Consider the following 13,633-nt stretch of genomic DNA (forward strand, 5'->3'; position numbering starts at 1 on the left):
CTCACCTCACCCGCACTCGTGGATCGATCAGGCCATAGGAGAGGTCGACCAGCAGGTTCACGACGACGTACATCGCCGCGATCACCAGGATGAAGCCCTGCAGCACGGCGTAGTCGCGGTTGCTGATCGCCTCGGCGATGAAGCGGCCGACGCCGTCGAACGCGAACACCGTCTCGGTCAGGATGGCGCCGGAGAACAGCAGCCCGGCCTGCAGCCCGATGACGGTGATCACCGGCAGCAGCGCGTTGCGCAGCACGTGCCGGCGGGTGATGGTGCGCTCCCACAGGCCCTTGGCCTCGGCGGTGCGCACGTAGTCCTCGTGCACCACGTCGAGCACGCTTGCCCGGGTGATGCGGACGATGATGGCCAGCGGGATGGCGCCCAGCGCGATGGCCGGCAGCACCAGGTGCATGATCGCGTCCCAGGTGGCCTCGGGATTGCCGGTGATGATGCCGTCGAGCACGTACAGCCCGGTCGGATGGTCCGCGTCGACGCGCGGGTCCTGCCGGCCCTGGGTCGGGAACCAGCCCAGCTGCACGCTGAACACGTACTTGAGGATGTAGGCCAGGAAGAACACCGGCACCGCGACGCCCAGCAGCGACCCCGAGACCGAGAGGTTGTCCAGCCAGCTGCCGTACTTCCTCGCGGCGTAGTAGCCGAGCGGGATGCCGATGCCGATCGCGAAGATCAGCGCCGCGATCGCCAGCTCGAAGGTGGCCGGGAACGTCCGCGACATCTCCTCGATCACCGGCCGGTTGGTCCGGGCGCTGTTGCCGAAGTCGAGCTGGACCGCGGCGGAGATGAACTTCCAGTACTGGACGTACCAGGGCTCGTTGAGGCCGTAGAGCGCCTCGATGCGGGCGACGGACTCGGCGGTCGCGCGCTCCCCCAGGAGGGCCTGGGCAGGCCCTCCCGGGAGCGCGCGCAGCCACACGAACAGCAGGACCGACAGCCCGAGCAGGATCGGGATGAGCTGCAGGAGCCGCCGTACGACGAACTTGAGCATCTAGACCGTCAATCGACCGCGACGGTCGCGAAGCTCTCGTTCGACAACGGGTCGGGTACGAAGCCGGACACACCCTCGCGGAAGGCGATGGCCGGCTCGCTGTGGACGTACGGGATGCCCGGCACGAAGTCCATGATCAGCCGGTTGGCCTCCTGGTACAGCTCGGCGCGGCGCTCCTGGTCGGTCTCCTGCTCGGCCTCGTCGAGCTTGGCGAAGATCTCCGGGTTGTCGAAGCTGCCGAACTGCGGGTTGACGTCCTGGAAGAACGTGCCGATGAAGTTGTCCGGGTCGCCGAAGTCGCCGTTCCAGCCCAGCAGGAACATCGGCGTGCCGCCGGTCTGGGTGGCGTCGAGGTAGTCCGGGTTCCACGGGGCCGTGTTCGGCTCGATGGTGAAGCCCACCGCCTCGAGGTCGGCCGCCATGAGCTCCCAGTTGGCCTGCGGGTTCGGCATGTACGGCCGGGTGACGTCGGTCGGGTACCAGAACGGCAGCGTCAGGTCCGTGACGCCGGACTGCGCGATCAGCTCGCGGGCACGGTCGGGGTCGTAGTCGTACGTCGTGACGTCGTCGGCCCAGCCGAACAGCTCCGGCGGCATGAACTGCGTCGCCTTGACCGCACCCTCCGGGTAGTTGGTCCGGATGATGTTGTCGAAGTCGATCGCGTGCGCGATCGCCTGCCGGATCTGCAGGTTGTCGAACGGCGGGTAGTTCTGCTGGAAGCCGATGTAGGCCACGTTGAACGCCGGGCGGCGCAGGATCTGGTAGCCGCCGCTCTCGAGCAGCTCGACGTCGGCGGGGTCGACCAGGTCGTAGCCGTCGATCTCGCCGCTCTCGAGCGCCTGCCGGCGGGCCGGGCCGTCGGGGATGACGGTGAAGATCAGCTCGTCGACCTGCGCGGGCTCGTCCCAGTAGTCCTCGTACGCCGCGAGCCGCACCTCGCTGCCGCGCTCCCACGACTCGAACTGGAACGGGCCGGTGCCGACCGGGTGCTCGTAGCCGAAGGTGCCGTCGAACGACGGCGACTCGCCCGTGCCGCTGACGGCGTCGGCCTGGAACTCCTCGAGCGCCGCCGGGCTCGCGATGGTGAACGCGGGCATGGCCAGCGCGGACAGGAACGCCGACGACGGACGCGACAGCGTGATGACGGCTGTCCGCTCGTCCTGCGCCTCGCAGCCGGTGTAGAGGCTCTCGCCCATGGCGGGGTCCTCGTTGGCGGCGAACCCGCCCATGACGGTGCCCCAGTAGTAGGAGACCGCGGGGCTCTGCAGCACGCCCGCGAAGTTGTACCAGCGCTCGAAGTTGAAGCAGACGGCCTCGGCGTCGAGCGCCTCGCCGTCGTGGAAGGTCACACCCTCGCGCAGCGTGAACGTCCAGGTCAGGCCGTCCTCGCTGGCCTCCCAGGACTCGGCGAGGGCCGGCTCGATCTCGGTGCCGCCCTCCTCGCTGCGCACCAGGCCCTCGAAGATCTGGTTGATGACCCGGGTCGACTCGCCGTCGCTGACCAGGGCGCCGTCCAGGATCACCGGATCGGCCGAACCGGCGAAGACGAGCGTGCCGCCCCCGTCGCCGCCCTCAGCGGAGCCTTCGTCGTCTCCGCCACACGCCGTGAGCCCCAGGGCCAGGGCACCGGCCGCGGCTCCCGCGGCCAGCCTGCGGTTCAGGCTCATGCCACGCATGTCACACCTCACACAGTCGACTGCCGGGCGGTGTTCCCGACCGGTGGCCTGTGACAGTACTTCGTGCGAGGGTGATGGACAGTCACCGAGTTGTCAGGATGACATCGCGATTTCGCAACATTCTTTCGATATCGACCATGCGAAATGACAGTGTGACATTACACAGGCGGCCTCCTGAGCCTCAGCTGAGAAACGTACTTCGGCTATCGAGCGCCGAATCGTCGAACGATGCGAGCAGGTCCTTGGCCCGCATTCCGGCCAGCGAGTCGATGACGACGAGACCCGGTTCGGGCACCGCCGCGACCGCGTTCGGGATCGACAGGACCAGCGCGCCCGCCGCGAGTCCGGCCGCAGCCCCGCGCGGGGAGTCCTCGATCACGATGCTCCCGGCCGGGTCGACGCCGAGCTCGCGGGCCGCCGTCAGGTACGGCTCCGGGTGCGGCTTGCCGTTGGTGACCTCGTCGCCGGTGACGACGGCGCCGAACAGCCCGTCGGGCAGCCGGCGGACGACCGCCTCGGCCAGCCGGCGGTACGACATGGTCACCAGCGCCTGCGGCACGCCGAGCTCGCGCAGCTCCGTCAGCAGCTCGAACACGCCCGGCTGCCAGGTGAGCCCGTCGGCGATCCCCTTCAGCACCTCGCCCACCATGTGCTCGACGATCTGCTCGGGCGTCATGGGGATGCCGCCGCGCTCGCGGATGAAGGCGGCGGCCTCGAGCAGGTCGCTGCCGACGAGCGACAGGCTGTCGGCGTGGGTCCAGGTGCCGCCGTGGCGGAGCACGAGGGCCTCCTCGGCGCCCATCCACAGTGGCTCGGTGTCAACGATGGTGCCGTCCATGTCCCAGAGGACAGCGGCGGGAAGAGGCGGGGTCACGTACTCCATGGTCCCATGCCGGCTCCCCCGCACCCCACCCGGCGAATCCAGTACCTCGCTTGACGGATGGCCGTCGAGCGTGAAGCGTGGGTGATGCGGCCATCGCGATGCCCTGACAACACGACACCCTCAACACCGAAGAACCGGCGCGCTCCCGCGTGCCCACCGGAGGTGCACATCACCATGCTCACACTCACCGAGAACGCCGCTGCCGTCATCCGCAACATCGAGGGCCGCGAGGACCTCCCCACGGGGACCGGCATGCGCATCGCCGCCAACTCCGAGGGCGGCCTCGACCTCGAACTGCGGCCCGCGCCCGAAGCGGGCGACCAGATCCTCGACGACGCCGGCGCCCGGCTGTTCCTCGACGCCGACGCCGCGATCATGCTCGACGACAAGGCGCTCGACGCGTCCGTCGACCCCGCGGGCTCGATCCAGTTCGCCGTCACCGACCAGACCGCCGCCGGCATGGGCGGCGGGATGCCCGGCGGGCAGCCCGACGAGAACGGCCTGCCGGGCTGACACCAGGCTTCCGTCCGGGGCCCGCCGCCCTGTCCCCTTCCGACCGGCGGCGGGCCCGGGCGGGACTCTCTCTTGGCGGCGATCAGGTCGCGGTCGCGAGGAGGGACTTTTCCCCGCTCCAGCGGGGAGAACTCCCTCCCGACGCCGCGTCGAGGGCGAGTTACTGCCGCTCTGGCGGTAGCAAACCGGCCCACGGCGGCGCGCCCGGGCGGGGACTCTCCCCCGCGACCATCGGATCGCGAGGAGGGCCTTCTCCCCCGCTCCAGCGAGGAGAACTCCATTCCCGACGCCGCGCGGGACTCTCTCCCGCGACCATCCGGTGGGGATCGCGAGGAGGGACTTCTCCCCGCTCCTGCGGGGAGAACTCCCTCCCGACGCCGCCTCGCCCACGGCGGCAGGCCTTGATCAGGTGGCGTTGAAGTACTTCGCCTCGGGGTGGTGGACGACGAGCGCATCGGTCGACTGCTCGGGGTGCAGCTGCAACTCCTCGGAGAGGTTCACCCCGATCCGCTCGGGACGCAGCAGCCGGACCAGCTTCACGCGGTCGGCCAGATCCGGGCAGGCCGGGTAGCCGAAGGAGTAGCGCGAGCCGCGGTACTCCTGCTTGAGGATGCCGCCGAGCTCCGCGTCGTCCTCGGCGCCGAAGCCGAGCTCGTCGCGCACGCGCGCGTGCCAGTACTCCGCCAGCCCCTCGGTGAGCTGGACCGACAGCCCGTGCAGCTCGAGGTAGTCGCGGTAGGAGTTGGCCGCGAACAGCTTCGAGGTCGCCTCGGCCACGCCGGAACCCATGGTCACCAGCTGGAACGCGACGACGTCCACCTCGCCCGACGAGCGCGGGCGGAAGAAGTCGGCCAGGCACAGACGGCGGTCGCGCCGCTGCCGCGGGAACGAGAACCGCTCCAGCTCCTTGCGGTGGTCCTCGGGGTCGAGGACGACGAGGTCGCGGCCTTCGGACACGGCCGGGAAGTAGCCGTAGACGACGGCGGCCTCGAGGATGCCCTCGGTGTGCAGGCGGTCCAGCCAGGCGCGCAGCCGCGGCCGGCCCTCGGTCTCGACCAGCTCCTCGTAGGACGCGCCGCCGCGGGTGCCCTTGAGCCCCCACTGGCCCATGAAGGTCGCCCGCTCGTCGAGGTAGGCGGCGTAGTCGGCCAGGTGCAGGCCGCGGACCACGCGGGTCCCCCAGAACGGCGGCACCGGGACGGCGTTGTCGGTAGCCACGTCGGAGCGCACGTCGTCGCCGTCGTCGACCGGGTTCGCGACGGTGGTGCGCGCCACCCGCCGCTTGCGAAGCGCCGGCAGGACGTCGGCGAGCTCCTTGTCCGGATCGGTGCGGACGCTGGCGACGGCGTCCATCAGCCGCAGCCCCTCGAAGGCGTCGCGGGCGTAGCGGACCTCGCCGGCGTACAGCTCGGCGAGGTCGTCCTCGACGAACGCCCGGGTCAGGGCGGCGCCGCCCAGGATGACCGGCCAGCGCGCCGACACGCCGCGCTGGTTCATCTCCTCGAGGTTCTCCTTCATGACGACCGTGCTCTTGACCAGCAGGCCGGACATGCCGATGACGTCGGCGTCGTGCTCCTCGGCGGCGTCGAGGATGGCGCCGATGGGCTGCTTGATGCCCAGGTTGACGACGCTGTAGCCGTTGTTGGACAAGATGATGTCGACGAGGTTCTTGCCGATGTCGTGGACGTCGCCCTTGACGGTGGCCAGCACAATGGTGCCCTTGGTGCCGTCGTCGCCCTCGACCCGCTCCATGTGCGGCTCGAGGTAGGCGACGGCGGCCTTCATGACCTCGGCGCTCTGCAGCACGAACGGCAGTTGCATCTGGCCGCTGCCGAACAGCTCGCCGACGGTGCGCATGCCGTTGAGCAGTGTGTCGTTGACGATCTCGAGCGCGGACCGCTGCTCCAGCGCCTCGTCGAGGTCCGTCTCCAGGCCTTTGCGCTCGCCGTCGACGATGCGCCGCTCGAGCCGCTCGAACAGCGGCAGCCCGGCCAGCGCGGCCGCCCGGTCCTCCGTCGCCGACGTGACGCCCTCGAAGAGCTCGAGGTAGCGGGTGAGCGGGTCGTACTCGGGCGTGCGGCGGTCGTACACGAGGTCCAGCGCGACCTGGTACTGCTCCTCGGGGATCCGCGAGACGGGCAGGATGCGCGCGGAGTGGACGATGGCGGAGTCGAGGCCCGCGGCGACGCACTCGGCGAGGAAGACGGAGTTGAGGACGGCGCGCGCGGCCGGGTTGAGGCCGAACGAGACGTTCGAGACACCGAGCGTCGTCTGCACCGTGGGGTACCGGCGCTTCAGCTCGCGGATCGCCTCGATGGTCTCGATGCCGTCGCGGCGGGTCTCCTCCTGGCCCGTGGCGATGGGGAACGTCAGGCAGTCGACGATGATGTCCTCGGTGCGCATGCCCCACTCGCCGGTGAGCTGGGCGATCAGCCGCTCGGCGACGCGCACCTTCCACTCCGCCGTCCGGGCCTGCCCCTCCTCGTCGATGGTCAGGGCGACGACCGCGGCGCCGTGCTCCTGGACGATCGGCATGAGCGTGCGGATGCGCGAGGTGGGCCCGTCGCCGTCCTCGTAGTTGACGGAGTTGACGACGCTGCGCCCGCCCAGGCACTCGAGCCCGGCCTCGATGACGGCCGGCTCGGTGGAGTCGAGGACCAGCGGCAGCGTGCTCGCCGTCGCCAGCCGGGCGGCCAGCTCGCGCATGTCGGCGGCGCCGTCGCGGCCCACGTAGTCGACGCAGAGGTCGAGCAGGTGCGAGCCGTCGCGGGTCTGCGCCCTGGCGATCTCGACGCAGTCGTCGAGGCGGCCCTCGAGCATCGCCTCGCGGAACGCCTTGGAGCCGTTGGCGTTGGTGCGCTCGCCGATCGCGAGGTAGGAGGTGTCCTGGCGGAACGGGACGTGCTGGTAGAGGCTGGCGGCGCCGGCCTCCTCGAGCGGCCGCCGGGGCGTGACCTCGCGGCCGCCGATCCGCTCGACCACCTGGCGCAGGTGCTCCGGCGTGGTGCCGCAACAGCCGCCGACCAGCGACAGTCCGTACTCGGCGGTGAACAGGTCGTGGGCGTCGGCCAGCTGCTGCGGCGTCAGCGGGTAGTGCGCGCCGTCGGCCGTCAGCTCCGGCAGGCCGGCGTTGGGCATGCAGGCCAGGCCGCTGCGGGCGTGGCGCGCGAGGTGGCGCAGGTGCTCGCTCATCTCGGCCGGGCCGGTGGCGCAGTTGAGGCCGATGTGGTCGACGCCGAGCGGCTCGAGTGCCGTCAGGGCGGCCCCGATCTCCGAGCCGAGCAGCATGGTCCCGGTGGTCTCGACGGTGACGTTGACCATGAGCGCGACGTGCTCGGCGCCGGCCGCCCGCATGGCCCGGCGGGCGCCGATGATGGCGGCCTTGGCCTGCAGCAGGTCCTGCGCGGTCTCGACGAGGACCGCGTCGACGCCGCCGGCCAGCATGCCCTCGACCTGGGTGCGGTAGGCGTCGCGCAGCGTGGCGAAGCCGACGTGGCCGAGCGACGGGAGCTTGGTGCCCGGGCCGACGCTGCCGAGGACCCAGCGCGGCCGGTCGGGCGTGGACCAGTCGTCGGCGACCTCGCGGGCGAGGCGGGCGCCGGCCTCGGCGAGCTCGTGGATCCGGTGGGAGATGTCGTACTCACCCAGGTTGGCCCAGTTGGCGCCGAACGTATTCGTCTCGACGGCGTCGACGCCGACGGCGAAGTAGGCGTCGTGGATGTGCCGGACGACGTCGGGGCGGGTGACGTTGAGGATCTCGTTGCAGCCCTCGTGGCCCTCGAAGTCGTCGAGGGTGAGGTCGGCGGCCTGCAGCATGGTGCCCATGGCGCCGTCGGCCACCACGACGCGCCGGGACATGGCTTCGCGCAGACTCCCCCGCATCACGCCAGACTATGGCGGGCGGACCTGCTCACAAGCTTTGTTCCGGCATGCGGACGAATCGTCTCTGATTTTGGGACGAGCCTCCGCGAGCCAATCGCGGCGCGGAGCCGTAGGGTTGGTCAGAAGAACGGGGTGTGACCCTTCCAGGCAGGGAGACGAGCGCGATGGAGATCGATGGGGCGCCGCAGCTGCGCAATCCTGTCCTGATCGCGGCATTCGAGGGGTGGAACGACGCCGGCGAGGCGGCCACCGCGGGCGTCGAACACCTCGAGCGGGTCTGGAACGGCGAGTCCGTCGCCGCCCTCGACCCCGACGAGTACTACGACTTCCAGGTCAACCGCCCGATGGTCAGCGTCGACGAAGACGGCCTGCGCAGCATCCAGTGGCCCACCACCCGGCTGTCCGTGGTGCGCCTCGAGGACCACGACCGCGACATCGTGCTGCTGCGCGGCATCGAGCCGAACATGCGGTGGCGGGCGTTCTGCGCCGAGCTGCTGTCGGTGGCCACCGATCTCGGCTGCGAGCAGGTCGTCACCCTCGGCGCACTGCTGGCCGACGTCCCGCACACCCGGCCCGTGCCCGTCACCGTCTCGGCCAGCGATCCTGACCAGGCCGAGCGCCTCGGCCTCGAGCCCTCGCGCTACGAGGGCCCCACCGGCATCGTCGGCGTGTTCCAGGACGCCGCCACCAAGGCCGGCCTCGACGCGGTCTCGCTGTGGGCGGCCGTGCCGCACTACGTGGCCCAGTCGCCCTGCCCCAAGGCGACGCTGGTCCTACTGCAGCGGGTCGAGGACCACCTCGGCCTGCCGGTCCCCATGGGCGACCTCGCCGAGCAGGCCGAGGCCTGGCAGCACGGCGTCGACGAGCTGGCCGAAGAGGACTCCGACGTCGCCGAATACGTCCGCCGCCTCGAAGAGGCCCGCGACACCGTCGACCTCCCCGAGGCCTCCGGCGAGCACATCGCCCGCGAGTTCGAGCGCTACCTCCGACGCCGCGACACCTGAGATGATCACGTTCACCACCTGATTCCCTGCCACACGAGGCCTGCAGTCCTCGTGACGCGTGGCACATCCTCGTGACGTAGCGGCGGGCTTTCACGCCACCACCACGTGACGCCGCCGATTCCGGGCGAAGGCGGAGAGGTACCGGGAAGCCACGGCGTCGTCCCGGTAGAGGTCGGCCCAGACCGTGCGCACCACCTGCAGCCCGCGCTCTCGCAGGCGGTCCTCACGAACCTTCTCCCGCCAGATCGCGTCCTCAGCGGTCTCGCCGGGACGCAGGAGGCGCTCGTACTTCTGCCGTCCGTCGAACTCGCCGACCGTGGCCTGGTCGGCGAAGTAGAAGTCCACCCGATCCGTCGCACCGTCAGGCCCCGGCATGCCGACCTGGAGCTCCGGGCGCGGCAGCCCGATGCGTTCGAGCTGAACGCGGTGCCGTGACTCGCCGACGCTCTCCGATCGCGGGTCGGCGAACTCCACGACCCGGCCGGCGGCCCGTGCCCCACGCCAGTCGCGCATGGTGTCGAGGACGGTGCGCAGGGCCTCGTTCGTGGTGCCGAGCCGGGCCAGCGCATGGTCCGCCGTGACGACGGCCGACTCGAAGCCGGCCGTGCGTGCGACGTCGACGGCCGTCCGGGCGAAGCCGGTGACGGGCAGGCCGTCGATCTCGATGACGTCGGACTCGTCGAGCGCGCCGGTGTGGTGATGCACGCCGCCCTCGACCCGCGGCGATCGAAGATCGGACCGCCAGACGTGCACCTTCGAGAGATCGACGTCCCAGACCCGCAGTCCGGCGACGACCGCGGCGGAGACGTGGCACAGCACGACCGGCTTGGTCAGTTGGAGGACGACCGCCTGCGAGAGGACCCGGTGCCGGGCGAGATCGTCCATCGCGGCCCACTGCTCGCTCTCCACGTACGCCCCGCGGCGGACGGTCGTCCAGCGGCCGCCCTGCACACGCCGGCTGATCTCGCCGTCGTCCAGCCCGGCGGCCAGGGCCTGGGCCCGCGTCACGACACCGTGCTGCTGGCTCGCGAGGTACATCAGCGTTTCGTCCATGGACGTGACGCTGCCTCCAGGGACGCGACGACGCCAGGGACCTCGGGCGAAATGTGGACAACCTGCGGCCGGCGGCTCAGCTGTGGAGGACGGCCGGTCGTCAGCCGTACGCCCACATCACGAGGATCGCGCTCGCATCACGAGGACTGCAGGCCTCGTGTGGCAGGGAATCAGGTGGTGAACGTGGTCATGTGGAGAGGGCGAGGCCGAGGAGGGCGTCGGCGGTGGCGGCCACGAGCGCGGGGGCGGCGGGGTCGGCGCCGGGGGTCGCGGCCCAGCGGTCGATGGCCGCGAGGGCGCCCGGCGAGTCGAGGTCGTCGGCGAGGCGCTCGCGGATTTCGGCCAGCACCGGCTCGGCGGGCGGGCCGGCCGGGCGCGCCACCGCGGCGCGCCAGCGGGCCAGCCGCTCCTGCGCCGCCCCCAGCACGCCGGCCGACCACTCGCGGTCGGTGCGGTAGTGGGCGCCGAGCAGGGCCAGCCGCACGGCCGCGCCCTCGACACCGTCGGCACGCAACCGCGAGACGAAGACCAGGTTGCCCAGCGACTTCGACATCTTCTCGCCGTCGAGCCCGACCATGCCGGCGTGCGAGTACAGCGTCGCGAACGCGCCGGCGACCACCTGGGCGTGCGCCGCGGACATCTCGTGGTGCGGGAAGGCGAGATCGCTGCCGCCGCCCTGCACGTCGAACGGGACGCCGAGGTACTCCATGGCGATGGCCGCGCACTCGACGTGCCAGCCGGGGCGGCCGGGGCCGAACGGGCTGTCCCACGACGGCTCGCCCGGGCGTGCCCTGAGCCAGACGAGCGGGTCGAGCGGGTCCTTCTTGCCGGGACGGTCGGGGTCGCCGCCGCGCTCGGCGAACAGCGCGCGCATCTCGTCCTCGGCCAGCCGCGCCACCGAGCCGAACGCCGGGTCGCTCCGCACCGAGAAGTAGAGGTCGCCGTCGAGCTCGTAGACCGACGGCTCCATGCGCGCGATCAACCGCGTGATCAACGGGATCGCCTCGACGGCGCCGACGTACGACGACGGCGGCAGCACCCGCAGCCAGGCCATGTCCTCGGTGAACAGCCGGGTCTCGGTGTCGGCGAGCTTGCGCCAGTCCTGCCCGGTGGCCGTCGCCCGCTCGAGCAGCGGGTCGTCGACGTCGGTGATGTTCTGGACGTAGCGCACGTCGTGCCCGGCGTCGCGCCAGACCCGGTTGAGCAGGTCGAACGCCACGTAGGTGGCGGCATGCCCCAGGTGCGTGGCGTCGTAGGGCGTGATGCCGCAGACGTACATCGTCGCGACCTGTGCCGGCTCGACGGGGCGGACGGCGCCCGCGGCGGTGTCGTGCAGGCGGACGGGCAGGCCGCGCCCGGGAAGGGCGGGCACGTGGGGGGCAGACCAGGCTCGCATGATGTGGCTCAGCGTAGCCGGACGCCGACCGTGGGGTCCCAGGCGGTGACGCCCCTCACGAGGCGACGGGAACAGTGGTCTCAGAAGACCGGCCATGGAACCGGCATCCGTCCCTCGGGACTCGGCATCGTCCCACGGGTCAGCAGCGCGTCGATGCGGGCCGCCGTCGCCGCGACCTCCTCGTCGGCCAGCAGCCCCCGCAGCGTCGCACCCAGGGCGCCGTCGACCAGCCCGCGCAGGCGCGCGAGCGACGACCGCTCGGCCGCCGAGAGCGCCGACCCGGCCCACCCCCACAGGACGGTGCGCAGCTTCGGGTCGGCGTTGAAGCAGACCCCGTGGTCGACGCCCACGACGCCGGCCAGCGACGGCGCCACCGTCCGGTCGCCGACGAGGACGTGGCCGCCCTTGCGGTCGGCGTTGTTGACGACGGCGTCGAAGACGGCCAGCCGCCGCAGCCCGGGGTCGTCGGCATGGACCAGCAGCACGGGCGAGCCGTCGCCGTCGACCGCCTCGAGGATGGGCAGCCAGGCGCCGACGGGGGCCGACGCCGGTATGACGTCGACCTTCCCCGCGCCCAGCGACGCCGTCCCCTGCTCCATCCAGGCCTGGCACATGCCCGCCCCGAACGGCCCGTCGGGGCGCAGCACCGTCGGCGGCACCACGTGCCAGCCGGCGGCGTCGGACACCTCGTACGCCGCCGCTTCGCGCGCGGCCAGCGTGCCGTCGGGGAAGTCCCACAGCGGCTGCTCCCCGCTGATCGGCTTGTACACGCAGCGCACCGACGCGCCGCCATGCGTCACGCGCCCGAGCAGCGTGAGGTTCGACGCGACCACCAGCCGGCCCTCGACGGTCAGCTCGCCCTCGCGGAGCAGGCTCAGCAGGTCCACGCCGGTCAGTCCCGCCGCCGGTAACCGTTCTGACGGGGGCAGACGTGCCCGGACGGGTCGAGCGGCAGGCTGCACAGCGGACACGGCGGGCGCCCGGCCGCGACGAGGGCCTGGGCGCGCTTGACGAAGGCCCGCGCCTCGGCGCCGGACAGCCGCACGACCATGACGTCGCGGTCGGACTCCTCGGGGTCGTCCGGCGGCTCGCTGTCGTCGTCGACGACGGCGTAGGCGGCGACCTCGACGATCTCGTCCTCGCTGTCCCACTTGAGCGTCATGGAACCGACGCGGAACTCCTCGACGATGGGCTGCTCGAGCGGGTCGAGGTCTTCGAGTTCCGTGGGCGCGACGGCGGGGACGGAGGTCAGGCCCCCGGCCCGGCGCAGGATCTCGTCGAGCATGTTGTCGACCCGCTCGGCGAGCACCGACACCTGCTCCTTCTCGAGCAGAACGCTGATCAGCTTGGTGGCGTCGCGGGCCTGGAGGAAGAAGGAACGCTCGCCCGGACGGCCCACCGTTCCGGCGATGAAACGGTCGGGCTGGTCGAATCGGTACACCTGCGCGGACACGTCGGAAAGCCTATCTCGCGCTCCGGCGCAACCGTCGATCTACTCCGCCGCGTCGCCCGCTCCCCCGCCGACGACGGCGTCCGTGCGGCTCGCGCGGCGCTTGCGGCGGGCCGGCGACCGGAGGAACCCCAGCTCGCCACCGAGATCGTTCAGGCGCAGGACGAACGGGCGACGCTCGGTGTAGGACACGACCGACACCGAGCACGGGTCGATGACGAGGCGCTGGAACTGGTCGAGGTGCATCCCCAGCGCGTCGGCGAGGATCGCCTTGATGACGTCGGCATGCGAGACGGCGAACCAGACCGCGCCCGGGCCGTGGGTCTCGGCCAGCGCGGCGTCGCGCGAGCGGACGGCCTCGACGGCGCGCTGCTGCACGGCCCGCAGCGCCTCGCCGCCGGGGAACACGACCCCCGACGGGTGCTCCTGCACGACTTTCCAGAGCTTCTCGCGGCGCAGGCCGTCCAGTGACCGGCCGGTCCACGCGCCGTAGTCGCACTCGGTCAGGCCCTCGTCGGTGACGACGGCGGCGCCGGGCGCGCGGCCCGCGGCGATGGCCGACGCCGTCTGCATGCACCGCTCCAGCGGGCTGCTGACGAGGGCGGCCGGCTCGATCCGCGCGAGCCGCTCGGCCAGTGCCGCGGCGCCTGCCACCCCGGTCTCGTCGAGCCCGACCCCGGGGCTGCGGCCGGCCAGCACCCCGGAGGCGTTGGCGGTGGTCCGGCCGTGGCGCACGAGGACGACTGTGGGCAATTTCAACTCCTCTTGTG

Annotated in this window: 10 protein-coding genes and 1 pseudogene; 2 read left to right on the forward strand and 9 right to left on the reverse strand. The window is 71.7% G+C overall.

Annotation, left to right across the window (positions count from 1 at the left end):
• Nucleotide 1: 1 nt before the first annotated feature.
• The 3 genes from E1212_RS08150 to E1212_RS08160 all read right to left on the reverse strand — a co-directional run bounded on the left by E1212_RS08150 (nucleotide 2) and on the right by E1212_RS08160 (nucleotide 3,565).
• Nucleotides 2-1,006: an ABC transporter permease gene (locus E1212_RS08150; protein WP_131981147.1), complete on the reverse strand. Its 1,005-nt coding sequence runs from the start codon at nucleotides 1,004-1,006 to the stop codon at nucleotides 2-4.
• Between the two features lie 8 nt (nucleotides 1,007-1,014).
• Nucleotides 1,015-2,673, reverse strand: a complete 1,659-nt coding sequence (locus tag E1212_RS08155; RefSeq protein WP_131981149.1) for an ABC transporter substrate-binding protein — start codon at nucleotides 2,671-2,673, stop codon at nucleotides 1,015-1,017.
• Nucleotides 2,674-2,863: 190 nt separating this feature from the next.
• Nucleotides 2,864-3,565: an HAD family hydrolase gene (locus E1212_RS08160; RefSeq protein ID WP_131981151.1), complete on the reverse strand. Its 702-nt coding sequence runs from the start codon at nucleotides 3,563-3,565 to the stop codon at nucleotides 2,864-2,866.
• Between the two features lie 174 nt (nucleotides 3,566-3,739).
• Between E1212_RS08160 and E1212_RS08165 the strand changes: the two genes are divergently transcribed.
• A complete protein-coding gene (locus E1212_RS08165) occupies nucleotides 3,740-4,078 on the forward strand; it encodes an iron-sulfur cluster biosynthesis protein (protein ID WP_203416612.1) in 339 nt (112 codons plus the stop codon).
• 405 nt (nucleotides 4,079-4,483) lie between these two features.
• On the opposite strand, the gene metH is transcribed toward E1212_RS08165, so the two are convergent.
• Nucleotides 4,484-7,960, reverse strand: coding sequence for a methionine synthase (metH, locus tag E1212_RS08170; protein ID WP_131981153.1), 3,477 nt, complete (start codon nucleotides 7,958-7,960; stop codon nucleotides 4,484-4,486).
• Nucleotides 7,961-8,124: 164 nt separating this feature from the next.
• Here metH and E1212_RS08175 point away from each other — a divergent pair.
• Nucleotides 8,125-8,958: pseudogene (locus E1212_RS08175) on the forward strand (PAC2 family protein); the annotation flags it as partial.
• 96 nt (nucleotides 8,959-9,054) lie between these two features.
• Here the strand turns inward: E1212_RS08175 and E1212_RS08180 are convergent.
• From E1212_RS08180 to E1212_RS08200, 5 genes are all read right to left on the reverse strand, one after another.
• Nucleotides 9,055-10,017 carry a type IV toxin-antitoxin system AbiEi family antitoxin domain-containing protein gene (locus E1212_RS08180; RefSeq protein ID WP_131981157.1) on the reverse strand — a complete coding sequence of 321 codons (963 nt, stop codon included), beginning with the start codon at nucleotides 10,015-10,017 and terminating at the stop codon, nucleotides 9,055-9,057.
• Between the two features lie 187 nt (nucleotides 10,018-10,204).
• Nucleotides 10,205-11,413: a cysteine--1-D-myo-inosityl 2-amino-2-deoxy-alpha-D-glucopyranoside ligase gene (gene mshC / locus E1212_RS08185; protein ID WP_131981159.1), complete on the reverse strand. Its 1,209-nt coding sequence runs from the start codon at nucleotides 11,411-11,413 to the stop codon at nucleotides 10,205-10,207.
• Nucleotides 11,414-11,493: 80 nt separating this feature from the next.
• Nucleotides 11,494-12,309, reverse strand: a complete 816-nt coding sequence (locus E1212_RS08190) for an SCO1664 family protein (protein WP_131981335.1) — start codon at nucleotides 12,307-12,309, stop codon at nucleotides 11,494-11,496.
• Nucleotides 12,306-12,866, reverse strand: a complete 561-nt coding sequence (locus E1212_RS08195; RefSeq protein WP_131981161.1) for a DUF3090 family protein — start codon at nucleotides 12,864-12,866, stop codon at nucleotides 12,306-12,308. The genes E1212_RS08190 and E1212_RS08195 overlap by 4 nt, the downstream gene beginning before the upstream one ends.
• A 39-nt stretch (nucleotides 12,867-12,905) precedes the next feature.
• The gene (locus E1212_RS08200) at nucleotides 12,906-13,616 is read right to left on the reverse strand and encodes an MSMEG_4193 family putative phosphomutase (RefSeq protein WP_131981163.1); all 711 of its coding nucleotides are present in this window, start codon (nucleotides 13,614-13,616) and stop codon (nucleotides 12,906-12,908) included.
• Between the last annotated feature and the right edge of the window lie 17 nt (nucleotides 13,617-13,633).

It is taken from the genome of Jiangella ureilytica (genome assembly GCF_004348545.1).
GTDB lineage: Bacteria > Actinomycetota > Actinomycetes > Jiangellales > Jiangellaceae > Jiangella > Jiangella ureilytica.